26 protein-coding genes are annotated in these 21,774 nt (G+C 67.7%); 11 read left to right on the top strand and 15 right to left on the bottom strand.

Annotated elements, in window-relative coordinates:
• The first annotated feature begins 45 nt into the window (after window positions 1–45).
• The gene (locus FHW79_RS06500) at window positions 46–300 is read left to right on the top strand and encodes a restriction endonuclease (RefSeq protein ID WP_094302956.1); all 255 of its coding nucleotides are present in this window, start codon (window positions 46–48) and stop codon (window positions 298–300) included.
• Between the two features lie 16 nt (window positions 301–316).
• On the opposite strand, the gene FHW79_RS06495 is transcribed toward FHW79_RS06500, so the two are convergent.
• A complete protein-coding gene (locus tag FHW79_RS06495; RefSeq protein WP_183178127.1) occupies window positions 317–910 on the bottom strand; it encodes a hypothetical protein in 594 nt (197 codons plus the stop codon).
• Window positions 911–1,119: 209 nt separating this feature from the next.
• Window positions 1,120–2,376, bottom strand: coding sequence for a phosphoglycerate dehydrogenase (gene serA, locus FHW79_RS06490; protein WP_211108127.1), 1,257 nt, complete (start codon window positions 2,374–2,376; stop codon window positions 1,120–1,122).
• A 200-nt stretch (window positions 2,377–2,576) separates the two neighbouring features.
• Here serA and arsC point away from each other — a divergent pair, with 200 nt between their 5' ends.
• The gene (gene arsC / locus FHW79_RS06485) at window positions 2,577–2,918 is read left to right on the top strand and encodes an arsenate reductase (glutaredoxin) (protein WP_183178124.1); all 342 of its coding nucleotides are present in this window, start codon (window positions 2,577–2,579) and stop codon (window positions 2,916–2,918) included.
• Complete coding sequence (gene prmB, locus FHW79_RS06480; RefSeq protein ID WP_183178123.1) at window positions 2,919–3,860, top strand: 50S ribosomal protein L3 N(5)-glutamine methyltransferase; 942 nt, start codon at window positions 2,919–2,921, stop codon at window positions 3,858–3,860.
• On the opposite strand, the gene FHW79_RS06475 is transcribed toward prmB, so the two are convergent.
• Entirely contained in the window at window positions 3,861–4,451 is a 591-nt protein-coding gene (locus tag FHW79_RS06475) for a GNAT family N-acetyltransferase (RefSeq protein WP_183178122.1), read from the bottom strand.
• Between the two features lie 206 nt (window positions 4,452–4,657).
• Between FHW79_RS06475 and FHW79_RS06470 the strand changes: the two genes are divergently transcribed.
• Window positions 4,658–4,996: a hypothetical protein gene (locus FHW79_RS06470; RefSeq protein WP_183178121.1), complete on the top strand. Its 339-nt coding sequence runs from the start codon at window positions 4,658–4,660 to the stop codon at window positions 4,994–4,996.
• Window positions 4,997–5,035: 39 nt separating this feature from the next.
• Here FHW79_RS06470 and pssA read toward each other — a convergent pair whose 3' ends face one another.
• Window positions 5,036–5,944, bottom strand: coding sequence for a CDP-diacylglycerol--serine O-phosphatidyltransferase (gene pssA / locus FHW79_RS06465; RefSeq protein WP_183178120.1), 909 nt, complete (start codon window positions 5,942–5,944; stop codon window positions 5,036–5,038).
• The gene (locus FHW79_RS06460) at window positions 5,941–6,639 is read right to left on the bottom strand and encodes a phosphatidylserine decarboxylase (protein ID WP_145678433.1); all 699 of its coding nucleotides are present in this window, start codon (window positions 6,637–6,639) and stop codon (window positions 5,941–5,943) included. Before FHW79_RS06460 ends, pssA begins: the two co-directional genes overlap by 4 nt.
• A 127-nt stretch (window positions 6,640–6,766) precedes the next feature.
• Here FHW79_RS06460 and FHW79_RS06455 point away from each other — a divergent pair, with 127 nt between their 5' ends.
• Complete coding sequence (locus tag FHW79_RS06455; RefSeq protein WP_149163256.1) at window positions 6,767–7,231, top strand: hypothetical protein; 465 nt, start codon at window positions 6,767–6,769, stop codon at window positions 7,229–7,231.
• A 19-nt stretch (window positions 7,232–7,250) separates the two neighbouring features.
• Here FHW79_RS06455 and FHW79_RS06450 read toward each other — a convergent pair whose 3' ends face one another.
• Together FHW79_RS06450 and FHW79_RS06445 are read right to left on the bottom strand one after the other, a co-directional pair.
• The gene (locus FHW79_RS06450) at window positions 7,251–8,330 is read right to left on the bottom strand and encodes a LysM peptidoglycan-binding domain-containing protein (RefSeq protein WP_183178119.1); all 1,080 of its coding nucleotides are present in this window, start codon (window positions 8,328–8,330) and stop codon (window positions 7,251–7,253) included.
• Window positions 8,331–8,485: 155 nt separating this feature from the next.
• On the bottom strand, window positions 8,486–8,710 hold the full coding sequence (locus FHW79_RS06445) for a hypothetical protein (RefSeq protein ID WP_183178118.1): 225 nt from the start codon (window positions 8,708–8,710) through the stop codon (window positions 8,486–8,488).
• Between the two features lie 142 nt (window positions 8,711–8,852).
• Between FHW79_RS06445 and FHW79_RS06440 the strand changes: the two genes are divergently transcribed.
• The 4 genes from FHW79_RS06440 (at window position 8,853) to FHW79_RS06425 (ending at window position 12,136) form a co-directional block, all read left to right on the top strand.
• Window positions 8,853–9,437 carry a TIGR00730 family Rossman fold protein gene (locus FHW79_RS06440; protein ID WP_183178117.1) on the top strand — a complete coding sequence of 195 codons (585 nt, stop codon included), beginning with the start codon at window positions 8,853–8,855 and terminating at the stop codon, window positions 9,435–9,437.
• Window positions 9,438–9,677: 240 nt separating this feature from the next.
• Window positions 9,678–10,901, top strand: a complete 1,224-nt coding sequence (locus FHW79_RS06435) for an NADP-dependent isocitrate dehydrogenase (RefSeq protein WP_109070573.1) — start codon at window positions 9,678–9,680, stop codon at window positions 10,899–10,901.
• Window positions 10,902–11,058: 157 nt separating this feature from the next.
• Complete coding sequence (locus FHW79_RS06430; RefSeq protein ID WP_137138954.1) at window positions 11,059–11,439, top strand: oxidoreductase; 381 nt, start codon at window positions 11,059–11,061, stop codon at window positions 11,437–11,439.
• Window positions 11,440–11,527: 88 nt separating this feature from the next.
• A complete protein-coding gene (locus FHW79_RS06425) occupies window positions 11,528–12,136 on the top strand; it encodes an exopolysaccharide biosynthesis protein (RefSeq protein ID WP_183178116.1) in 609 nt (202 codons plus the stop codon).
• A gap of 142 nt (window positions 12,137–12,278) precedes the next feature.
• Here the strand turns inward: FHW79_RS06425 and FHW79_RS06420 are convergent, their stop codons facing one another.
• From FHW79_RS06420 to FHW79_RS06405, 4 genes are all read right to left on the bottom strand, one after another.
• Window positions 12,279–12,662: a GcrA family cell cycle regulator gene (locus FHW79_RS06420; RefSeq protein ID WP_094302970.1), complete on the bottom strand. Its 384-nt coding sequence runs from the start codon at window positions 12,660–12,662 to the stop codon at window positions 12,279–12,281.
• A gap of 175 nt (window positions 12,663–12,837) precedes the next feature.
• Window positions 12,838–13,629 carry an anti-sigma factor gene (locus FHW79_RS06415; RefSeq protein WP_183178115.1) on the bottom strand — a complete coding sequence of 264 codons (792 nt, stop codon included), beginning with the start codon at window positions 13,627–13,629 and terminating at the stop codon, window positions 12,838–12,840.
• Window positions 13,629–14,132 (bottom strand): RNA polymerase sigma factor, encoded by a 504-nt coding sequence (locus FHW79_RS06410; protein ID WP_183178114.1) that lies wholly within the window; start codon window positions 14,130–14,132, stop codon window positions 13,629–13,631. Before FHW79_RS06410 ends, FHW79_RS06415 begins: the two co-directional genes overlap by 1 nt.
• 141 nt (window positions 14,133–14,273) lie before the next feature.
• Entirely contained in the window at window positions 14,274–15,719 is a 1,446-nt protein-coding gene (locus tag FHW79_RS06405; protein WP_183178113.1) for an NADP-dependent isocitrate dehydrogenase, read from the bottom strand.
• Window positions 15,720–15,969: 250 nt separating this feature from the next.
• On the opposite strand from FHW79_RS06405, the gene FHW79_RS06400 reads away from it, so the two are divergent.
• Window positions 15,970–16,449 (top strand): phosphate-starvation-inducible PsiE family protein, encoded by a 480-nt coding sequence (locus FHW79_RS06400; protein ID WP_183178112.1) that lies wholly within the window; start codon window positions 15,970–15,972, stop codon window positions 16,447–16,449.
• A gap of 14 nt (window positions 16,450–16,463) precedes the next feature.
• Here FHW79_RS06400 and FHW79_RS06395 read toward each other — a convergent pair whose 3' ends face one another.
• The 4 genes from FHW79_RS06395 to FHW79_RS06380 form a co-directional block, all read right to left on the bottom strand.
• Window positions 16,464–16,784, bottom strand: a complete 321-nt coding sequence (locus FHW79_RS06395) for an antibiotic biosynthesis monooxygenase (RefSeq protein ID WP_183178111.1) — start codon at window positions 16,782–16,784, stop codon at window positions 16,464–16,466.
• A gap of 125 nt (window positions 16,785–16,909) precedes the next feature.
• Window positions 16,910–17,614, bottom strand: coding sequence for a hypothetical protein (locus tag FHW79_RS06390; protein WP_183178110.1), 705 nt, complete (start codon window positions 17,612–17,614; stop codon window positions 16,910–16,912).
• Between the two features lie 129 nt (window positions 17,615–17,743).
• Window positions 17,744–19,435 (bottom strand): methyl-accepting chemotaxis protein, encoded by a 1,692-nt coding sequence (locus tag FHW79_RS06385; protein ID WP_183178109.1) that lies wholly within the window; start codon window positions 19,433–19,435, stop codon window positions 17,744–17,746.
• A gap of 441 nt (window positions 19,436–19,876) precedes the next feature.
• Window positions 19,877–21,070 carry a VWA domain-containing protein gene (locus tag FHW79_RS06380; protein WP_183178108.1) on the bottom strand — a complete coding sequence of 398 codons (1,194 nt, stop codon included), beginning with the start codon at window positions 21,068–21,070 and terminating at the stop codon, window positions 19,877–19,879.
• A 67-nt stretch (window positions 21,071–21,137) separates the two neighbouring features.
• On the opposite strand from FHW79_RS06380, the gene FHW79_RS06375 reads away from it, so the two are divergent.
• A complete protein-coding gene (locus tag FHW79_RS06375) occupies window positions 21,138–21,689 on the top strand; it encodes an HD domain-containing protein (RefSeq protein WP_183178107.1) in 552 nt (183 codons plus the stop codon).
• The last annotated feature ends 85 nt before the right edge of the window (window positions 21,690–21,774 follow it).

Below are 21,774 nucleotides of genomic sequence, written 5' to 3'. Positions count from 1 at the left end.
CATCCGCCCTCGTTCCATCCGCCTTGCCCGCTCTGCGGCCGCCCGATGGTGCCCGGCCCCAGCCTGAACGAGCATCACCTGATCCCGCGCACCTACGGCGGACGGGACACCGTGACCATGCACCGCATCTGCCACGCCAAGATCCACGCGGTGCTGAGCGAGGCGGAACTGCGCGACCACTACCACACCATCGCCAGCCTGCGCGCCCACCCGGACATCGCCGCCTTCCTGCGCTGGGTATCGCGCAAGCCGCCGGAGTTCATCGACCGCCACGCCTCCGGACGCGGGCGCCGGCGGTGACGCGTTCCTTGATGGATCAGACGCGCCCAAGGTAGCGGTTGATTTCACCGTTGCAGGATTGGCCGATCCGCTCGTATTCGGCGGGGGTGTCGATGCGGGCCTGCCGCGCGTTGCGCTCGCGCCCGAACTCTTCCATCAACTGCCGCATCGCCGCCTTGATCGGCTGCTCGATCGCCGCCATGACCTGCCGCTCGGAGCGGCCCTGGGCGGGTCGGGCGCGGCCGACCACCTCCTCCAGCCGGCGCTTCAGGACCGGCACATATTCGCGCAGAAGCTGCTCGTCCACCGTGACGTGGCGCATCTCGTGGGCCAGGACCTCGCCATGGATGCAACTGCCTTGCGGCAGCTCGCGGGCCACATAGACAGTGCGCTCGTCATAGCCGAAGGTGACGGTCAGCGTCTGCGCCGCGCCGCAATAGCGGCCCTGCCCGAGCGACGCCGTCACGACGCCGGCCTGCCATTGCTGATTGTATTGAATGGCCGCCAGCCCCAGCGTGTGGGAATTGGCGATCCGCCCCGCGACGGGCCGCCGCCCCGGCTTTTGGGCCAATTGTCGGATCGACTGGCTGTAATCGGTGCGCAGCGGGGCGATCTGCAGATCGAGGACCACGCGGGCCGGCGCGAACTCCGGACAGGCGGCGATCCCGCTCTGTGCGACCGCGGTTTGCGCGGCCGCGGGCGCCGCGAAGCAAACCCCTCCTCCGCCCAGGCACAGGAGCGTCAGGAGACTGGCGCTTACACGCGGTCGAAACGGGCGGAAGGTCATTCCGCCTATGTCGGTGCGGCCCTCGCCGACGGCAAGGGCCGCGACGCCGGACCTCAGCGCTTGCCCGGATAGAGGAAGCGGGCCTTCAACGTGCCCTCGATGGAGCGCAGGTCGCTCGCCACCTCGTTCTCGTCCACGTCGCCGTCGACGTCCACCACGACGTAGCCCAGTTCCGGGTCGGTTTGGAGATACTGCGCGGCGATGTTCAGGTCGCGGCCCGAGAACACCTCGTTGATCTTGCGCAGGACGCCCGGACGGTTCTCGTGGACGTGCAGGAAGCGGGTGCTGCCGGCGTGGACCACCGGCAGGCCGACCTGCGGGAAATTCACGGCGCCCATGGTCGAGCCGTTGTCCGAATACTCGATCAGCTTCTGCGACACCTCGGTGCCGATGTTGGCCTGCGCCTCCATCGTCGAGCCGCCGATGTGCGGGGTCAGGATGACGTTGTCGAGCCCGCGCAGCGCGCTCTCGAACACCTCCTTGTCGCCGCCCGGCTCCTTGGGGAACACGTCGATGGCCGCACCCAGCAGGTGCTTGTCCCTCAGGGCGGCGGCCAGCGCCTCGATCACCACGACCTTGCCGCGGGCGGCGTTGATCAGGTGGGCGCCCTTCTTCATGGCGCGGATCTGCGCCTCGCCGATCATGTCGCGGGTCTGCGGCGTGTCGGGGACGTGCAGGGTCACCACGTCGGACACCGCCAGCAGCTCCTCCAGCGAGTGGCAGGGCTGCGCGTTGCCGAGCGCCAGCTTGTTCACGACGTCGTAGTAGCGGACCTTCATGCCCATCGATTCGGCCATGATCGACACCTGGGTGCCGATGTGGCCGTAGCCGACGATGCCCAGCGTCTTGCCGCGGATCTCGTAGCTGTCCTTGGCCGACTTCATCCAGCCGCCGCCATGCACGAGGGTCGACTTCGAGAAGATGCCGCGCATCAGCATGATGACCTCGCCGATCACCAGCTCCGCCACCGACCGGGTGTTCGAGTAGGGCGCGTTGAAGACCGGGATGCCGAGTCGGCGCGCGGCCTTCAGATCGACCTGATTCGTGCCGATGCAGAAGCAGCCGACGCTGAACAGGCGGGTCGCGGCCTCAAGGACCTTGGCGGTCAAATGGGTGCGCGAGCGGATGCCCAGCATGTGGACGGACCCGATGCGCTCCAGCAGCTCCGATTCGTCCAGCGCGTGCGGCAGACGCTCCACGGTGGCGTAGCCGCCATGCGCCAACTCGTTGATGGCGTTGTCGTGAACGCCTTCGAGCAGCAGGATGTTGATCTTGTCCTTGGAGAGCGAGAGCTTCGTCACGGCCGGCATCCGTCGAAATGAATGGCCCCGCACGCGGCGGGCCGCCAATAATGCGAGCGCGCAAGGTAATGCCAAGCGCCGGCCTTGTCACGCGAGGGATGTTGCGTTGCCGCCGCCATTCCGCATGGCGGGTTGGCGCCGCGCGCGGGGCGGGTGTATTGCTGCCGCAGGCAATGCCTTGGGCTGGGAACAGCGAGGGAAACACCGGGATGAGCGACGTCACCATCTACCACAACCCGCGCTGCACCAAGTCGCGCCAGACGCTGGAGCTTCTGCGGTCCAGGGGCGTCGAGCCCACGGTCGTGGAGTATCTGAAGACCCCGCCCTCCCCGGCCGAGCTGAAGGCCATCCTGGCCAAGCTGGGCAAGGGCCCGCGCGACATCCTGCGCGCCAAGGAGGCGGCGGAGGCCGGGATCGCCAAGGATCTCGACGGCGACGCCCTGATCGACGCATTGTCCGCCAACCCCGCCGCCATCGAGCGGCCCATCGTCGTCACGGGCGACAAGGCCCGCGTGGGCCGTCCGCCGGAAAGCGTTCTGGAGATCCTGTAAGTGACCAAGCCCTCCCTGGACCTCACCCCCGCCGACGCGGCGACCGAGCTGCGCACCGTCCGCGACCTGATCCGCTACGGCGTCAGCCGCTTCACCGAGGCCGATCTGGATTACGGCCACGGCACCACCAACGCCCATGACGAGGCGGTGTTCATGGTGCTCGAAGGGCTGAGCCTGCCCATCGACCAGCTCGACCCCTATGTGGACGCCCGGCTGACCCTGGCGGAGCGCCGCAAGGTCGCCGACCTGCTGCACGCCCGCGTGGAGACGCGCAAGCCGGCCTCCTACCTGCTGAACAAGGCCTACATCCAGGGCATCCCCTTCTATGTGGACGAGCGGGTGATCGTCCCGCGCTCCTACATCGGGGAGATCCTGTTCTCCGACCTGATCGGCGGCGACGACTTCACGCTGGTGGAGGACCCGACGGAGGTCGAGCGGGTTCTCGACCTCTGCACCGGCTCGGGGTGCCTCGCCATCCTGGCCGCGCAGATCTTCCCGGAGGCCCAGGTGGACGCGGTGGACCTGTCCGCCGACGCGCTGGAGGTGGCCAAGCGCAACGTCGCCGACAGCGGGTTCGAGGACCGCATCGCCCTGCACCACGGCGACCTGTTCGCGCCGCTGAAGAACCGCAAGTACGACGTCATCATCACCAACCCGCCCTACGTGGACGCCGAGGCGATGGCCGCCCTGCCGCCGGAGTTCCGCCACGAGCCGCAGATGGCCCTGGCGTCGGGCGAGGACGGACTGGACATCGTGCGCCGCATCCTGAAGGACGCGCCCAAGCACCTGACGCCGGAAGGCGGCCTGCTCTGCGAGTTCGGCACCGGCCGCGAGATCCTGGAGGCCGAGTATCCGGACCTCGACTTCTTCTGGGTCGAGACCGCCAACAGCTTCGGCGAGGTCTTCTGGCTGACCCGCGACCAGCTGAAGCCTGGCCGCTAACTAGACCGCGCGCCGGAGCAGCACGCTTCCCCCCTGGTGCGGCAGCCGCTCGTGCCAGGGGATGTCGGCGCGGCCGATCTCGGCGAAGCCTTCCTTGGCGTAGAGTTGGCGGGCGTCGGCGTTGTCGGCCCAGACATGCAGCGTCACCCGGTCGAACCGGCCGCGCCGCGCCCGTTCATAGACCCAGGCGAGAAGCTGGCTGGCGATGCCGTGGCGGCGCCATGCCGGGTCGACGGCCAGCGCCGACAGAAAATAGCTGCCCCAGTCGTGCACCCGGTTGAAATCCTCCATGTGGGCCAGCCGGTCGACGGGCAGCCCGCTGTAATCCTGCGTCTTGATCCAGTCCACGGGGTAGGCGTGGGCGACTCCGACGATGCGGCCCGCCGCCTCCGCCACACCCGAATGGCGGTGGGAGAAGGACCCCGACGTGCCCGCCAGCCCCGGCACCAGCATCTCCGCCGCCGTCTGGCCGGGCACCAGCCCGTCGAGCAGGAACTCGTAGACGCCGCCGCCGGCCATGTCGATCAGCCGCGCCAAGTCCGGCGCGTCGTCCGGCTCGGCCGGGCGGATGTGGATGCCGCTGTCGTTCATGGCTTCGCGTGTCCTGTTGAGAGCGTCATTTCCCGACTCCATTGACCATGGCCGCCCATCGCCCTATCCTGACGCCCATGATGGACCGTCACCTTACCCTGGGTCTGCGAATTAGCAGCCCGGTTCTCGTGTGAGAGCCGGGGTTTTCGCGCGTCTGCAGGTCTGACCCTGCACTCATCGACTCAAGACCAAGGTAAGAGAGATCCATGTCCACCATCACGTTGTCCGCCGTCACTCTGGCGGCGCCCGCCGCCGAATCCCGTCCGACCGATCCGAACCGCCTCGTCCGCTTCGCCGTCCAGGCCGACGCCGATCCCGGCACCCTGCCCCGCGTGCTGGAGCTGTTCGCCAAGCGCGGCCTTGTCCCGCTGTCGCTGAACAGCCGCCTGCTGAGCGACGAGTTGACGGTGGAGGTCGAGATGACCGGCATGGTGGCCGCGGAATCGAACCATGTCGGCAATTGCCTGCGCCAGATCCCGATGGTCCTGACGGTCGCCGTGACCGAGCGGACCGTGCCGCTGGACCTGCCCGCCGCCGCCGAGTGACGGCGACGGCGGGCGGCTTTCGTCAGTCACCGGCTTTCGTCAGTCGGACGACGGCGTCCTGGTCTTTTCAGACACCATCTCAGGCGATGGGGGCGGCACGTCCGAAGCGGCCGCCGCGGGCTCCTCCACCGGAGTCTCCTCCGTCTCCTTCATCAACTGGGCGGCCTGCTGCAGCTTGCGGAACTGCGCCACCGAGAAGGGCAGGCTCGCCAGATAGGCCAGCCCGAGGAAGGCGAGCGTCCACCAGGGCTGGCTGACCAGCGAGGCGGCGAGCAGGCCGACGCCGACCAGACCCGGCACCACATACTGGGTCGGCACCCGCATGCCCTTGAAGGAGAAGGTCGGCAGCGTGCTGACCATCAGCCCGCCCATCGCCAGCGTCCAGGGCACGACGACGGCCGGATGGCCGGCGATGTCCGGCCCGGCCTCGAAGCCGATGACCATGGGAAGGACGGCCAGACCGGCGCCCGCCGGGGCGGGAACGCCGGTGAAGTAGTTGAAGGCCCAAGGCGGCAGGTCGACGTCCAGCCGCGAGTTGAAGCGGGCCAGCCGCAGCGCCGCGCAGACCGCGTAGGCCATGGCGGCGATCCAGCCCAGGCTGCCGGCGCCGTTCAGCGCCCACAGATACATCATGAAGGCGGGGGCCACGCCGAAGCTGATGACGTCGGACAGGCTGTCCAGCTCCGCGCCGAACTTGCTCTGCCCGTTCAGCAGGCGGGCGATCCGCCCGTCCAGCGCGTCGAAGATCGCCGCGATGACGATGCAGACGACCGCCTGCTCCCACCGCTCGTGCATGGCGAAGCGGATGGCCGTCAGGCCGGAGCACAGCGCCAGCACCGTCAGCACGTTTGGCAGAAGATGGTTGATCGACAACCCCTTCAGCCGCGGGTGCGGACGGCGCGCCCGGCGCTTGCGGAACACTGCCGGCTTGAAGACCGGACGCTTCATCGGCGGACATCCCCCTGCCGTTGCGGTTCGGTGGCGGTCAGGTCGGCCAGCACGGTCTCGCCGCCGATCGCCGTCTGCCCGACGCAGACCAGCGGGACCACGCCGTCCGGCAGATAGACGTCGGTGCGGCTGCCGAATCGGATCAGGCCGAACCGCTCGCCCGCCTTGACCTCCTGGCCGGCCTTCACCCAGTAGAGGATGCGGCGGGCGACGAGGCCGGCGATCTGCACATAGGCAATCTCACGCCCGTCGGGAAGGCGGTGGCGGAAGGCGGCGCGCTCATTCTCCTCGCTGGCCTTGTCCAGCGCGGCGTTCACGAAGGTGCCCTTGTGGTATTCCGCCGCGACCACCGTGCCGTCCGCCGGCACCCGGTTGACGTGCACGTTGAAGACGTTGAGGAAGATGCTGATGCGGGTCAGCGGCGCGTCGCCCATGCCCAGCTCCGGCGGCGGAACCGCGGGAACGATCATGGTCACGCGCCCGTCGGCGGGGCTGACCAGCAGGCCGGGCCGCGTCGGCGTCACGCGATCGGGATCGCGGAAGAAATACACGCACCACAGGGTGAGGACGAGACCCAGCCAGCCCAGCGGTTTCGCCACGGCAAGCCCGAGAATCAGGGAGACCACGGCGAAGGCGGCGATGAACGGCCAGCCGGCGCGGTGGATCGGAACGACTACGGTGTTGAGGGCGGACATCGCCGGTTACTTCAGCCTCGGATCGTTGGAGCGGCGCATTCTAGACAGCATCCCCCGCCCTTTACAGAATTTTAGCAGGGAAGGTGGAGAGTGACGCCACCGACACCACAGGAATGAGCGAGCCCCCGTGTCCGTTCCCGCCGCCCGCCTTCAGGCCATGCCGTCGCTCGCGCAGGTCTCGCAGACCGCCCTGCCCTTCAGCCCCGACACCTTCGTGATGACCCCCGAGGGCGTTCTGGGCATCGCCCAGCCGCCGCGCCCGGCGCGGCTGCACTTCATGGCCGACGGGCTGCCCTTCAGCATCGCCGTCGGCTTCGACGGGGAAAAGTCGCGCTCGCAGGTGTGGGCTGAGATCGGCCACATCCCCTATACCGCCCAGTCGCCGGAACGGCGACGCCAGCTCCTGGCGATCCTGCGCGGCATCCAGGACCGCCGGGGCACCCGCTTCCTCGTCCAGGAGGGCCAGAAGATCCTGCTGTTCTCCGAGGCCGAATACGAGGGCCAGGCGACGCCGGAGGATCTGATCCACCAGACCGTGGTGGCGCTCCAGCAGGCGCGGCCCTTCCTGCGCCTGCTCGCCCCGTATCTGTAAGGCTCGGCCCGAAAAAATTTCAGTTCGAGACCGGCAGCGCGAAGATCTGGCCGGGATAGATCAGGTCCGGGTCGCGGATCTGGCCGCGGTTGGCCTCGTAGATCAGCGTGTACTGCACGCCGTGCCCGTAGGTGGAGCGGGCGATCCGCCACAGGCTGTTGCCCGGCTGGACGACCATCGACCGGCCGTCCGGCAGGTTGGCCGGAACCTCCGACACCTGCACCGGCAGTTCGACGCGGGCGGTGACCTTGCCCGAGTCGGTCACCTGATCGGCGCGCAGCGTGTAGACGCCCGGCGGCACGGCGCGCTCCGGGCGCAGCCGCCACTGGCCGTTCGGGTCGGTGTGGGCGCTGCCGACCAGAAGATTGTCGAGATAGAGCTGCACGGCGCTTCCCGGCTGCGCCCGGCCGCCCATGGCGACCTGTCCCGAGGCGTCGTAATCCATGCTTTCCAACGATACGCCCCCCGGCGGCGGCGGGGCCGCCATGCCCCGGGTCGCCGGGCCGGCCGGCCCCTTCGGAGCCTGCAGGATCGTGCTGCCGCCCCGCCCGTCGCCCAGCCCATCGCGTGGCATGGCGACGGCCAGCGGACCGGTCGGCGCCTCCGAAGACGCCCCGCCGGTGGCGGGTGGCGGTTCGGGCACCACGACCACCACGACGCGCTCCGACGGGGTCGGCTCGGCGGCGGGGGTGGCCTTCTCCGAGAGGCTCAATTCGCGGGCGCCGGGGGCCAGGGGCTGGTCGGGAAGAAGGACCCACTCGCCGCGCGCGTCGGCGTTGACGGAACCGAGCGAGCGCTCCCCGTCATGGACGGTCACCGACGAGCCCGGCGTGGCACGGCCGGCCATCACGGTGGCGCCGTCCGGGGCGACCCGCACGATGTCGAAGCGTGGACCGGCGGGCTCCTCCGCGGCCTTCGCCGGGGCCGGCGCGGTCGCCGGCGGCTTGGCCGGGGACATGCTGCCCAGCGCGACGGTCGTTCCGGAACCGGCCGTTCCGGCGCGGAAGCCCGGCACGGGCGCCGGATCGAAGGCCAGATACGCGACAACGGCGGCCGCGGCGACAGACGCCGCACCGCCGAACAGGAGAGCTTGCTTCACCGGAGCACCGCCGCATCATTGCCGGCGGACACGCCGGCTTGCGACAGGATAGCAGATCGCGGCGGTGGAACTGAACACCGCCGATGGAGCAGACGCATAGCCGCATCGGGACCGGCACACCGCCTTCGCGTCCGCCGGAAAGGAGTTCCCCGCGCTTACTTCTCCAACTTGGCGACCGTCTCGGAATGGCGGCTGGAGGACAGGTCCCCTGGAGAAATATTGGCCGCGGAGACGCTGGTTTCCGTGGCCTGAACCGTCGTGGCGCCGCCTGCGTTCGCCTTGCCCCCGCCGGTCAGAAAGCCGATCCCGCCGCCGAAGCCGAGGAACAGGAACGTGGCCACCGAGATGGCGGCCAGGGCGTTGACGACGCGCGAATCCATAGTGTTTTCTCCCGATGGGCTGAAGTCCGATGTCCGGGTAGACGTTGCCCCGGCTTTGCTATTCCCTTGCATTAGGTGACCCCGCTGGGCGCACCGGAACAGTCACCGGAACGTGTACCCAACCGGCGAGAAAGGGTGAGCGATGAAAGCCCCGAATTCCGTCTGCGTCTATTGCGGCTCATCCAGCCGCGTCGCCGCTGTCCACAAGGAGGCCGCCCATATGTTGGGCGACGGACTCGCCCGGCGGGGCATCCAGCTCGTCTACGGCGGCGGACGCGTCGGGCTGATGGGCATCGCCGCCGACGCCGCACTCGCCGCCGGGGGGCAGGTCGTCGGCATCATCCCGGAGCACATCCAGTCCGCCGAGATCGAGCACACCGGCCTGACCGAACTGCTCGTCGTCGACAGCATGCACACCCGCAAGCGCATGATGGTGGATCGCGCCGACGCCTTCGTGGTGCTGCCGGGCGGTCTCGGCACGCTCGACGAGGCGTTCGAGATCCTGACCTGGAAGCAGTTGGGCCTGCACGACAAGCCGGTGGTGATCGCGGATGTGGACGGCTACTGGCGCCCCTTGCTCGGCCTGATCGACCATACGGTGGCGCAGGGTTTCACCCAGCCGGCGCACCGCGCGCTTTACACCGTCGTCGATGACGTGGACGACGTGTTTGCCGCGCTGGCCTATGAACCGGAGCCCACGTTGAAGATTCCCACACAAAAGCTCTGAAAAGGCCAAGTGGTAGGACCAGATCGCGCAAATTGCGCCGTTTTCAGCGCGATATCGTCTGTTTTGATGCCCCGCGGTCCTTTCTTTCGGCGGTGCCCCGGTGCTATATAACCGCCATCCGTTTCCGTCCGGGGAACCGGGGCCCGTCTTCGGATGGACGCCCCGGCCCGTGCCCTCGCACAGCGCGCCCGGCGTCCAAGCATAAGACAACCCCTACCCGTTCGGGGAGAACTCGCACCCATGACGAAGATCAAGGTAGCCAATCCGGTCGTCGAACTCGACGGCGACGAGATGACGCGCATCATCTGGCAGTTCATCAAGGACAAGCTGATCCTGCCGTACCTCGACATCGACCTGAAATACTACGATCTCAGCGTCGAGAACCGCGACAAGACGGACGACCGGGTGACGGTCGAATCGGCCAACGCGATCAAGCAGTACGGCGTCGGCGTCAAGTGCGCGACCATCACCCCGGACGAGGCGCGGGTGACGGAGTTCAATCTCAAGAAAATGTGGAAGTCGCCGAACGGCACGATCCGCAACATCCTGGGCGGCACCGTCTTCCGCGAGCCGATCGTCTGCTCCAACGTTCCGCGCTACGTTCCGGGCTGGACCAAGCCGATCATCATCGGCCGCCACGCCTTCGGCGACCAGTACAAGGCCACCGACTTCGTCGTTCCCGGCAAGGGCAAGCTGACGATCAAGTGGGTGCCGGAAGGCGGCGGCGAGCCGATCGAGCATGAGGTGTACGATTTCCCCGGCGGCGGCGTCGCCATGGGCATGTACAACCTGGACGAGTCGATCGAGGGCTTCGCCCACTCCAGCTTCATGTACGGCCTGGAGCGCGGCTACCCGGTCTACCTGTCCACCAAGAACACGATCCTCAAGGCCTATGACGGGCGCTTCAAGGACATCTTCCAGAAGGTGTTCGACGAGCATTACGCCGCCCAGTTCAAGGCCAAGGGCCTCGTCTACGAGCACCGCCTGATCGACGACATGGTCGCCTCGGCCCTGAAGTGGGAAGGCGGCTTCGTGTGGGCCTGCAAGAACTACGACGGCGACGTGGAGTCGGACGTCGTGGCGCAGGGCTTCGGCTCGCTGGGCCTGATGACCTCGGTGCTGATCACGCCGGACGGCAAGACCGTCGAGGCGGAGGCCGCCCACGGCACGGTGACCCGCCACTACCGCGAGCACCAGAAGGGCAAGGAGACCTCCACCAACCCGATCGCCTCGATCTACGCCTGGACGCAGGGCCTGGCCTACCGCGGCAAGTTCGACAACACGCCGGACGTCGTGAAGTTCGCCGAGACGCTGGAGCGCGTCTGCGTCGAGACCGTCGAGTCGGGCTTCATGACCAAGGATCTCGCGATCCTCATCGGTCCGGAGCAGCCCTGGCTGACCACCAAGCAGTTCCTCGACAAGCTGGACGAGAACCTGCAGAAGAAGATGGCCGCCTGGGCGTAACGCGAAATCCGCGTCAGGTGCGACGACGCGTCCCGGTCAAACGGGGCGCCCTGTCGATGTAAGGTTGCGGCGGGGAGTTTCGGCTCCCCGCCTTTTTCTTGCCCGCGCGGCCTCGACGGCGACGCGGACCTGACGAACCGGAATTCGAGACTTTGCCATGGCCAAGGACATCTTCCGCATCGCCGTGATCGGCGCCGGCGAAACCGGAACGCCCCTGCTGACGCAGCTTCTGGACGCGCCCTTCGTCGAGATCCTCGGCGTCGCCGACCTGGACGCCGAGGCGCCCGGCATGCGGCTCGCCCGCGCGCGCGGCGTCGCCACCACCACCGACTTCATGGACCTCGCCCGGCTCGGCGCGGCGGTGGACGTGCTGATCGACGTGACCGGGGTGCCGAAGGTGCGCGAGGCGCTGCGCCAGCACATGCAGGACAGCGGCAACACCCACACGCTGATCGTCCACGAGATGCTGGTGCAGCTCATGCTGTCGCTGCTGAGCGGCCGTCTCGTGCAGGTGAAGCACGAAGTCGAGGAGTACTGACCCCCACCGGTGTCCTGCCCCCTTTCCTGCGAGCCGCCGCGCCACCACATCCACGCGGCGACCATGGAACAGGGAGTTGGAACAGGACATGGACACGAAGGACCCGGCTCGGGCGTCCGCGCTGCTCAAACGGCTGCACGGACGCATGACCGGCGACAAGCCGACGCTGGGGGAGGTCCTGGGCCATCTCGGCGACCGGGCGCCGGGCTTTCTGCTGCTGGCGCTGGCGATCCCCGCCGTGGTTCCGACACCGGGGCTGCCGGCGGGCATGATCTTCGGCACGGTGCTGGCGCTGGTGGCGATCCAGATGATCGTGGGCCGCGACCGGCTGGAAGTGCCGGGCTGGATCGGGCGGCGTCGCGTCGCCCGCAGCACGCTTGAAAAGATCGTGGAGAAGGGAACACCGCTGGTGGAGCGGCTGGAGGCCCGGCTGCGGACGCGCTGGCCATCCCTGACTCACCGCGGCGTGTTGCGGCCGCTCGGCCTTTTCGTGCTGGTGATGGGCGTTCTGATCGCCCTGCCCATCCCGTTCGGCAACACCCTGCCCGGTCTGGCGGTGCTGGTCATCGCGCTGGGGCTGATCGTAAAGGATGGTCTTGCGGTCGCCGCCGGCCTCGGTCTCGGCGTGGCGGCGGCGGGTGTCTCGGCGATGCTGATCGCCGGAAGCTGGTGGGCGATCACCGCGGCGCCCATTTGATCGGCGCCGATCCGGAAGCGGTCGTTCCGGAGGCCGTGTCGGGCGGGCGCCCGCGTGAAGAGCGCCCGAAATCCGGAAACCCGGCGGAGAAATCCAGCGGAGAAATCCAGCGGAGAAATCCAGCGGAGAAATCCAGCGGAGTCTAGGCGGCGCCGACGTTGCGGTCGCCGGTGTTGCGGTCCTCGTCGCGCTTCTTGCCGGAGGACGCCGGCTGGTAGGCCACCGCCGCGTGCTCGGCGCAGTAAGGCAGGCCGGGCAGCGAGGGCTTGCCGCAGAAATGGAAGTCCTGGTGCTTCGGGTCGCCGACCGGCCACTTGCACATGCGCTCGGTCAAGGCGAGGATCGTCGCACCGCGGGTCGGCTTCTTCTTGATCGGCGACGGGCGTCCCGACAAGCCGAGGCGGTGCGCCTTTCCGATCACCGCGTTGCGGGTGATGTCGCCAAGGATGTCCGCGATTTCACTCGCGCTCAGCCCCTGGGCCCAGAGGTCCTTAAGCTGCTGAACCCGTTCGTCCGTCCAACTCATCCCCTGTCTCCCGTGGTCCGGTAACCGGTGACTTGGTTAACCAATATACCTTCCGACCAGACGGCCGTTTTCCATAAGGCGCAATATTTTGTGCCCAACGCCGGCCAACCTACCAGATGGCCGGATAGAGGGATAGGGGGCTCGAACAACATTCCTGTGCATAAGTCTGTGGGTGTTATGAGTTCAACGCGCCGTACACCTCCTCGGCTATGGCCGAAAGGGTCACTCGATCGAGGTCACCCGTCACCGCCCACGCCAAACCGCTGTCCCGCCAGTAGAAAGCCTGAACGCTGCCGTCCTGGGCAAAACGGAAGGACGTGTCCGGCGCGCCGGAGGCCGGACGGATGTAGAGGGTGATGCGGCGACCGGCCGCATCCTGGTACATGAGCTGGGCCGCCGGCCCCCGCGCGTCGGAGAGCAGCCGCCCGCCCACCAGATCATAGCCCTTCGCGGCCAGCCGCGGCGCCTGCAGGGGCTTGCCCAGGCGCTTGGACAGCCAGCCCACGAGATGCGCCTCCTGGTCGGCCCCGACCTCCACGGGGTGGCGGACCTCCACCGCGAAGACCCGGTGCGCCGCCACCGCGTCGGCGACGAAGGCCGCGCCACCGCCGCCCGTTCCGCCCGACCAGCCGCGCAGCCACCAGCCCCCCGCCCCGCCGGCGACGAAGACCAGCAACACCGCGGCCGCGGCCAGCGCCGGAAGCCAGCGCCGCGGGCGCACCGCCGGCCGGCCCGCCGAGCGGGCGTAGGGCGGCACCAGGGCCGCCGGCAAAGGACGGTCGACCAACGGGCCGAAGGTTTCTTGAAGCATCGCCCGCTGGGCGCGGTAGCGCTCGAAGCGGCGGGCCAGATCGGGGTTGCCGGCCAGATGGCGCTCGACCTCGCCGCGCCGGTCCTCCGGCAGTTCGCCGTCCATCCAGGCGTGCAGGTCGGCCTCGGTCACCGGGGCGTCCGGTTCGGTGTCCATCACTTGATCCTCCTCACCGCCTGCTCCGTCCCGCCGTCCAGCAGGACGCGCAGCCGTTCCCGGGCGCGGGCCAGCCGCGACATGACGGTTCCCACCGGAACCCCCAGCACATCCGCCGCCTCGCGGTAGGACAGCCCCTCCAGCCCGGTCAGGAGCAGCACGGCCCGGTGCTCCTCCGTGAGCTGGTTGAAGGCGCGCACGAAATCCCGCACCTCCGCCCGGTCGGCTGGGGCGGCGCTGAGCGCCAGATCGTTGGCGAGATCCTCCACCGGCACCTCCGGCCCGCGGCGGCGGCGCCAGCGCAGACCGGAGACGTGCAGGTTGTGCAGGATCGACAGCAGCCAGCCGCCGAGCCGGGTGACGTCCCGCAGGGTGTGCCGGTTGGCCAACGCCTTCTCGATGCAATCCTGCACGAGGTCGTCGGCGTCGGACAGGTTGCCGGCCAGCGCGGCGGCGTAGCGGCGCAGCCGCGGCACGTGCGCGGCGATGGCCCGCTCGTCCACGGGAGAACCAGTTGGCGGGCCGTTCGCTGGAGGAGGGTCGGGAGGCGGCTTTGGCAGAGGCATGCGGCGGCGCTCCCCTTGGAAGGATATCCTGCCCGTCTGGACGCCCGGCGGCGGCGGATTATTCCGCCGCTTCGCGCGTCACGTGGCCGAGAAGCCGGACTTGCCGTCGAAGTTGCACAGGTTCTCGGTCTGGGTGAAGTCCAGCCCGGCGCGGGCGAGCCCCGACAGCAGTTCGACGATGTCGGGGTGGCCGACCGCCACACCCTCCGGCGCCAGGAAGCGGCAGCGCCAGTGGTCTGTGCAGAAGACGCCGATGTTGCCCTCGGGCCAGACCTTCTGCGAGCGGTTGGAGATGCTGGACAGCCGCAGCGCCGGGGTCGCCACCGGCAGGACCAGCCCGGCCAGCTCGTCCGGGTTGCCGCCCGGCCAGTGCAGGAACACGTCCACCCCGACCAGTTCCTTCACCGCCTTGCGGCGCGGCGACAGCCGCACCCCGGATTCATAGGCGGCCCGCGCCGTGACCGCGTAGCCGACGGTGGGCAGGGTCACCGGCATCTGGCCCAGCCGCTCCACCACCGCGTCGGCGAAGGCGTGGGTGCCGACGCGCTGGCGGCTGACCCCGCGATTGAAGATGTCCACGGTGTGGACGCCGTCCTCGATGGTCTTGAGCCAGGCGTTGTGGATGCGCGCCGCCACGTCGCCCTGCCCGATGTGGACCAGCATCATCACCGCGGCCATCAGCAGCCCCGACGGGTTGGCGATCCCCTGCCCCGCGATCATCGGCGCCGAGCCGTGGATCGCCTCGAACATGGCGCAGGCGTCGCCGATGTTGGCGGAGCCGGCCAGCCCGACCGAGCCGGTGATCTGGGCGGCGATGTCCGACACGATGTCGCCGTAGAGGTTCAGCGTCACGATCACGTCGAACCGCTCCGGCTGGTCGGCCAGACGGGCGGCGCCGATGTCGACGATCAGGTGGTCGGCCTTGATCTCCGGGTATTCGGCGGCGATCTCGTTGAAGATCTTCAGGAACAGCCCGTCCGTCATCTTCATGACGTTGTCCTTGACGAAGGCCGTCACCTTGCGCCGGTGGTTGGCGCGGGCGTAGTCGAAGGCGTAGCGCACGATGCGCTCCGACCCCGGCCGGGAGATCAGCTTGACCGACTGGATCACGTCGTCGGTCTGGCGATGCTCGATCCCGGCGTAGAGGTCCTCCTCGTTCTCGCGGATGATCACCACGTCCATGCGCGGATGCCGCGTGCGGACGTAGGGATGGTGCGACACGCAGGGCCGCACGTTGGCGAACAGCCCCAGCGTGGTCCGCGCGGTGACGTTCAACGACTTGTTGCCATAGCCCTGCGGCGTGGTGATCGGCCCCTTGAGGAAGACGCGGGTGCGGCGGATCGAGCCCCAGCCGGCGGCGTCCAGACCGCCCAGATGGCCGCGGCGGTAGACCTGCTCGCCCGCCGGCACCTCCTCCACCTTCAGGCGGGCGCCGGCGGCCTCCATCACGTGAAGCACCGCGTCGGTGATCTCCGGACCGATGCCGTCGCCGCGGGCGACCGTGATGGGGGTGGTTTCGCGCATCCATTCACTCCTGGGGGAACCCTCGAAGGAACGAAGCCGGAGGGACCGCGGCGACCCTAGACGAAATCAGGCCCGGAGTTCAATGGCCGGTGCTTTTTTCCACCTGCAAAGCCGGGACCATTGATGCGGCGACTTGACGCTGATCTGCAATGCTTGCGTTTTCCCCATGGCGGCAATGGCAAAACGGCGGGGGCGTCCGCCGGGTTGGGCTTCTATCTTCCCGCACCCTTCGACCTTGCGACCCGCCCCGATGCTGCAATCGATCCCCCGCGCCCCGTCCAACTCGCTTCTCGAACAGGGGCTGATCCGCGCCCTGAAGTCCTTCAACGGGCTGCTGCACGTCGTCCTGGCCATCGCCCTGGTCGCGGCGAGCGCCATGGTGGTCTGGGAATTCTTCGTGGAGGCCTGGGCGGCCTTCCAAAAGGACCAGCTGGCGCACGGCTTCCTGCACGCGCTCGGCGTGCTGTTCATCGTCTGGACGCTGTCCGCGCTGATCTCCGCGGAGGTCGACTATGTGCGGACCAACCGCTTCCACCTGCGGGTCTTCCTGGAGGTGGCGATGATCACCCTGTTGCGGCAGCTGATCGTGCGCCCGGTCCAGGCGGTGGCGGGCGACGTGCAGACCGGCGACTGGTCCAGCCTGTGGCAGTACGGCCTTCTGCTCGCCGGCCTCATCACCGTCGCCATTGCCCACCGCCTGATCGGCGACGAGGACGCTTTGAAAGGCTGAGCGCAGCCGGCGGCTCAGCCCTCGCGCCTCACGGTCTGGATGACCTCGAAGCCCTCGAACTGCGGCGGGCCGAGATAGAGCGGTTTGCGGTCCCCCGCCCCGCGATGGGCGGCGCGGAACTCGCCCGAGCGGGTCCAGGCCTGGAAATGCGCCTCCGACTCCCAGACGGTGTGGGAGGAATAGAGGCGGTGATCCTCGTAACGCGGGCCGCGCAGCATGTGGAACTCCACGAAGCCCGGAACCGTGTTCAGATGGACCTCGCGGTTCAGCCAGACCTCCTCGAAATCCTGTTCCGAGTCTGGACGCACGCGGAATCGGTTCATGGCGATGTACATGGCGGAGCCTCCCGAGACCATTTTTGAAGGGCCGCCCCTGAAGGGCTGATCCTCAAAGTGACGGCGGAGGCCCGCCCCGTCAACCTGACCGCGTCAACCTGACCGCGTCAACCGGCCGCCGGCCGTCAGATCTCCCCCTTGGCGAGCGCGCTGTGCAGGCGACTGATGGTGTCGGCCAGGTTAACGCCGAGATCCTTGGCCACCTTGTCCCACGGCATGGCGGTCCAGGCGCCCTGATCCGCGCACGTCTTGCAGGCGCTCCGGGTTCCCGACCCGATGTTCACTTCCTTGGGTGAGCGGACGGCCACGTATTCCTTGTACGCCTCTTCCGCAGGCCCCGCCTTCGACAGCTTGCCTTTCAGGATCTTGTCGTACAGCTCGACATTCTCGAGCGACATTTCCTGCTTGGCGACCTTGTGCAGCAGCTTGAACCAATACGGCGACTTGAAATAGCCGTCGATGGTCTTCGGCAGGTCGTCAAACCGTTCCAGATCCGTCACGACGTTCGCGGCGATCTTGTTCAGCGACGCCACCATGTCGGCGCAAGCTTCGGCGTAGACCGCGTCGCCGTCCTGCTTGGCCGCCTTGCCCGCCGCGTCGAGCGTTGGGATGTAGCCGCCCGCCGCGGATTGGAAGGCACGGGCGTGCTTTTGCGCGTCTTGCACGGTCGTGGCGGCGTCGTAGCTCTTCAGCGCGCCTTCCAGCCCGGTCGAGCTGATCTTGCTGAACAGCTTGCCGAAACGGCTCTTGGGATCGGGCTTCTTCTTGCCCGTCGTCTTCTCGAAGCGGTCCTTCGCCTTTTTCCAGGACGCCAGATAGGATTTCGCCACGGTACCCCTCCATTCGAACGCGAATGGCCGTGACGATAAAAACGGGATTTCAGTCCGGCAAATGCCGTTCGGTCCGTTCAGGATGAGAATGGGCGGGGGTGCGCGTCCTCGCACACCCCCGAAACCTCCTCACGCGGCGCGGATGCCGGCCAGGAAGCGCTCCACCTCCGTGCGCAGGCTCTCCGACTGGCGCGACAGCTCGCCGGCGGCGCCCAGCACCTCGGTGGCGGCGGAGCCGGTCTGGGTGGCGCCGTCGCTGACCTCGGTGATGTTGGTCGTCACCAGATGGGTGCCCTGCGCGGCCTGCTGGACGTTGCGGGCGATCTCGCCGGTCGCCGACCCCTGCTCCTCGACCGCCGAGGCGATGATCGTGGCGATCTCGCTGATGGTGCCGATGGTGTCGCCGATCCCGTTGATGGCCGCCGCCGCCCCGCCGGTGGCCTCCTGCATGGAGGCGATCTGGGAGGCGATCTCCTCGGTCGCCTTGGCGGTCTGGTTGGCGAGGTTCTTCACCTCCGACGCCACGACGGCGAAGCCCTTGCCAGCCTCCCCGGCGCGCGCCGCCTCGATCGTCGCGTTCAGCGCCAGCAGGTTGGTCTGCGACGCGATGTCGGTGATCAGCTTCACCACGTCGCCGATCCGCTGCGCCTGCGCGACGAGGCCCTGGACGCGCTCGTTGGTCTGCTGTGCCTCGCCCACCGCGTGGCTGGCGATGTTGGTGGAGCGCGTCACCTGACCGCTGATCTCGTTGATCGACGCACTCAGCTCGTTGGTCGCCGCGGCGACGGTCTGCACGTTGACCGACGCCTGCTCGGCCGCGGCCGCCGTGCTGGCCGCCTGCCCCTTGGTCTGGTCGGCGGTCGTCAGCATGCTCTGCGCCGTGGCCTCCAGCTCCGTGGCGGCGGAGGCGACAGTGCGCAGGATGCCGGAGACGTTGCGGTCGAAGGACTGCACCAGCTCCTCGACGGCGTGGGTGCGCCGCTCCTTGGCCCGGCGCTCGGCCTCCTCGGCGACCCGCATGCGCTCGCGGTCCACGGCGTTGTCCTTGAAGACCGCCACGGCCTTGGCCATGCCGCCGATCTCGTCACCACGGCCGAGGCCCGGGACCGTCACCGAAGTGTCGCCGGTCGCCAGACGAGCCATGACGTCGGTGATTCCGGCAATCGGGCGGGAGATGCCGACGCGCGCGACCAGGACGCTCAACGCCAGCGCGCCGAGCCCACCACCGATGCCGACGACCATCATCAGCGTCGTCATCAGGCTGTTCAAAGCGCCCAGTTCATCGTTGGCCTGGGCGATCCCCTGCATGTTGCGTTCGGAGGCCTTCTCCAGGAACTGGCCCAGCTTGCTGCGCAGCGCGCGGGCCTCGGGAGTGTCGCCATGCGCGCGCGCTTTTTCCGGACCAGCCTCCATCCCGAGGCGGGCGACCTCGTTACGGTGCAGGACAAAGGCGCGGGCCGTCTGCTGCGTCTCGCCGAAAGCATCCTTGCTTTCCAGAGGCAACAGGGATTCGAGCTTGGCCACGAGCTTTTCCAGCTCGCCGGTGGCACCGACGATGTTCTTGGCGTAAGGCGTGGCGTCCGCCGTCCCATCCGCGGCGTAGATGCCGCGGCTGTCCATGACGACCTTGTAAATCAGGCTGTTGATCTGCTCGTTGATCAGGGCGCGCCGGGACCAGTTCTGAATCTGGTCGAACTTGTCGTCGTAGGCCTGCATTCCAAACGAGCCGACGCCACCAATGATAGCGGCCACCACACCCAGAATCGCGACAACGCTGTAGATTTTGCCGCTGATGCTGATGCGCGCAAGAACACCCTCCATTTTCCCTGACCCTCATCGACTGCATGCTGTGAATGGGAAGCCTCATGCTTCGTAATGCAATCGTATGCGTTCAAGGAAGAACGATTCTCAGCAATCATTTGCCCACGAATGTTGCCGGGAAGTCGCAGAAATGACGATCAATGTTTAAAACGAAGGGAAGCCGGAAGCCGATTGTATCATATAGTAATACAAATCCGAATAATGTTCAGATACTTAACTTTACGACTCGGAATCTTTGATCCGCGAAATCTGTAAATTCATTCCGTTTTCGAAGCAAACCAATTCGAGTGCGCAAGCAACGACGATTTCTTTTCAGCCAGTGATTGATAATCCATCTCATCCGGAATCATCAACACACATTATCCATTTCGGCGCACGCCGATGGATTGAAAATCCGTAACGTTGGATTGGAATTTGAAGGCGCGTGGTTGTCCGGAGATGTTAGCGCACCAGTTCGCGCATCGCCGCATCCAGCCCTTGCAGCGTCAGTGGGTACATGCGCCCGCCCAGAAGCCGCTGCAGCATGCGGGTGCTCTCCGTGTAGCCCCAGCGCGATTCCGGTGTGGGGTTGAGCCAGACGGCGCGGCTGTAGACGGACAGCATCCGCTGCAGCCAGACCTGTCCCGGTTCCTCGTTCCAATGCTCGACGCTGCCGCCGGCATAGACGATCTCGTAGGGGCTCATCGCCGCGTCGCCGACGAAGACCAGCTTGTAGTCGGCGGGATAGGTGTGCAGCACGTCCCAGGTCGGGGTGCGCTCGTCGTGGCGGCGCTTATTGTCGCGCCACACGCTCTCGTAGACGCAATTGTGGAAGTAGAAGTGCTCCAGATGCTTGAACTCGCCCCGCGCGGCGGAGAACAGCTCCTCGACCAGACGGATATGGTCGTCCATCGAGCCGCCGATGTCGAGGAACAGCAGCACCTTCACCGTGTTGTGGCGCTCCGGCACCATCTTCAGGTCGAGCCAGCCGGCGTTGCTGGCGGTGGCGCGGATGGTGCCGGGCAGGTCCAGCTCGCTGGCCGCCCCGGTGCGGGCGAACTTGCGCAGGCGGCGCAGCGCCACCTTGATGTTGCGGGTGCCGATCTCGACCTGATCGTCCAGATTCTTGAACTCCCGCTTGTCCCACACCTTCACGGCGCGGCGGTGGCGGGAGTCATGCTGGCCGATGCGCACGCCCTCCGGGTTGTAGCCGTAGGCGCCGAAGGGCGAGGTGCCGGCGGTGCCGATCCATTTGGAGCCGCCCTGGTGCCGCCCCTTCTGCTCGGCCAGCCGCTCAGCCAGCGTCTCCATGAGTTTCTGCCAGCCGCCCAGCGCCTGGATCTGCGCCTTCTCCTCCTCGGTCAAGAAGCGTTCGGCCAGCTTGCGCAGCCATTCCTCCGGCAGGTCGACCACGGGAATTTCGTCGCCCCCGGTGCCATCCGCCCCCTCCAGCCCCTTGAAGACCTGCCCGAACACCCGGTCGAAGCGGTCGAGATTGCGCTCGTCCTTCACCAGACAGGCCCGGCTGAGGTAATAGAAGTCTTCGATGCGGAAGGCGGCGACGCCGCGCTTCATGGCCTCCATGAGCGTCAGGTACTCGTTCAGCGAGACCGGCACGCCCGCCTTGCGCAGTTCGAAGAAGAAACCCGTGAACATGCCGCTTCCCCCCGTGGGGTTTCGCCCCCATCCGCCCACATCGTAGCGCCGACCCGCCAGGAACGCCATGACAGCCCTTCTCGACTTCGCCCGCGCGCTGGAGTTCGCCGCGCACAAGCACATCGACCAGCGCCGCAAGGGCGTGCGCGCCGAGCCCTACCTCAACCACCTGTCGGAGGTGGCGTTCCTGTGCGCCGAGGCGACGGCCGGCAACGACCCGGTCGTGGTCATCGCCGCCTTGCTCCACGACACGCTGGAGGACACCGACGCCTCCTATGAGGAGATCGAGCAGCATTTCGGGGCGGAGGTCGCCGGCGTCGTCGCCGAGACCACCGACGACAAGCGCCTGCGCAAGGCGGAGCGCAAGCAGCGGCAGATCGACGCCGCCCCCACCGCGTCGCCCCGCGCCAAGCTGGTCAAGCTGGCCGACAAGGTGTCCAACCTGCGCTCCATGGCGCACAGCCCGCCCGCCGACTGGCCGCTGGAGCGCAAGATCGAGTATTTCGAATGGGCGCACGCGGTCGTCGCCGGCTTGCGCGGCACCGACGCGCGGCTGGAATCGCTGTTCGACCGCGCGTATGAGGACGGTCTGGCCGAGCTGCGCGGCGAGGCGGTCTGACCCTCACCATCCGGGCGTTTGATCTGCCGCAGTGTGACTACATCACGGAAGGCTTATAAAGGAGGGGCTAGGTTGACCGCCGCGT

The sequence above is a fragment of the Azospirillum sp. OGB3 genome, from assembly GCF_014192915.1.
Classification (GTDB): Bacteria; Pseudomonadota; Alphaproteobacteria; order Azospirillales; family Azospirillaceae; genus Azospirillum.
Note: the sequence above shows the minus strand (reverse complement) of the source record. Positions and strands in the feature narration are given on the sequence as shown.

What these genes read in the sequence shown, in the direction of transcription:
- FHW79_RS06400 (WP_183178112.1), top strand. Translation starts at nt 15,970, where the DNA reads ATGCTGCAATCGATCCCCCGCGCCCCGTCCAACTCGCTTCTCGAACAG.
- FHW79_RS06385 (WP_183178109.1), bottom strand. Translation starts at nt 19,435, where the DNA reads ATGGAGGGTGTTCTTGCGCGCATCAGCATCAGCGGCAAAATCTACAGC.
- FHW79_RS06475 (WP_183178122.1), bottom strand. Translation starts at nt 4,451, where the DNA reads ATGAACGACAGCGGCATCCACATCCGCCCGGCCGAGCCGGACGACGCG.
- FHW79_RS06405 (WP_183178113.1), bottom strand. Translation starts at nt 15,719, where the DNA reads ATGCGCGAAACCACCCCCATCACGGTCGCCCGCGGCGACGGCATCGGT.
- FHW79_RS06435 (WP_109070573.1), top strand. Translation starts at nt 9,678, where the DNA reads ATGACGAAGATCAAGGTAGCCAATCCGGTCGTCGAACTCGACGGCGAC.
- FHW79_RS06460 (WP_145678433.1), bottom strand. Translation starts at nt 6,639, where the DNA reads ATGTCCGCCCTCAACACCGTAGTCGTTCCGATCCACCGCGCCGGCTGG.
- FHW79_RS06415 (WP_183178115.1), bottom strand. Translation starts at nt 13,629, where the DNA reads ATGGACACCGAACCGGACGCCCCGGTGACCGAGGCCGACCTGCACGCC.
- FHW79_RS06440 (WP_183178117.1), top strand. Translation starts at nt 8,853, where the DNA reads ATGAAAGCCCCGAATTCCGTCTGCGTCTATTGCGGCTCATCCAGCCGC.
- serA (WP_211108127.1), bottom strand. Translation starts at nt 2,376, where the DNA reads ATGCCGGCCGTGACGAAGCTCTCGCTCTCCAAGGACAAGATCAACATC.
- pssA (WP_183178120.1), bottom strand. Translation starts at nt 5,944, where the DNA reads ATGAAGCGTCCGGTCTTCAAGCCGGCAGTGTTCCGCAAGCGCCGGGCG.
- FHW79_RS06420 (WP_094302970.1), bottom strand. Translation starts at nt 12,662, where the DNA reads ATGAGTTGGACGGACGAACGGGTTCAGCAGCTTAAGGACCTCTGGGCC.
- FHW79_RS06470 (WP_183178121.1), top strand. Translation starts at nt 4,658, where the DNA reads ATGTCCACCATCACGTTGTCCGCCGTCACTCTGGCGGCGCCCGCCGCC.
- FHW79_RS06395 (WP_183178111.1), bottom strand. Translation starts at nt 16,784, where the DNA reads ATGTACATCGCCATGAACCGATTCCGCGTGCGTCCAGACTCGGAACAG.
- FHW79_RS06445 (WP_183178118.1), bottom strand. Translation starts at nt 8,710, where the DNA reads ATGGATTCGCGCGTCGTCAACGCCCTGGCCGCCATCTCGGTGGCCACG.
- FHW79_RS06430 (WP_137138954.1), top strand. Translation starts at nt 11,059, where the DNA reads ATGGCCAAGGACATCTTCCGCATCGCCGTGATCGGCGCCGGCGAAACC.
- FHW79_RS06425 (WP_183178116.1), top strand. Translation starts at nt 11,528, where the DNA reads ATGGACACGAAGGACCCGGCTCGGGCGTCCGCGCTGCTCAAACGGCTG.
- FHW79_RS06500 (WP_094302956.1), top strand. Translation starts at nt 46, where the DNA reads ATGGTGCCCGGCCCCAGCCTGAACGAGCATCACCTGATCCCGCGCACC.
- FHW79_RS06375 (WP_183178107.1), top strand. Translation starts at nt 21,138, where the DNA reads ATGACAGCCCTTCTCGACTTCGCCCGCGCGCTGGAGTTCGCCGCGCAC.
- arsC (WP_183178124.1), top strand. Translation starts at nt 2,577, where the DNA reads ATGAGCGACGTCACCATCTACCACAACCCGCGCTGCACCAAGTCGCGC.
- FHW79_RS06380 (WP_183178108.1), bottom strand. Translation starts at nt 21,070, where the DNA reads ATGTTCACGGGTTTCTTCTTCGAACTGCGCAAGGCGGGCGTGCCGGTC.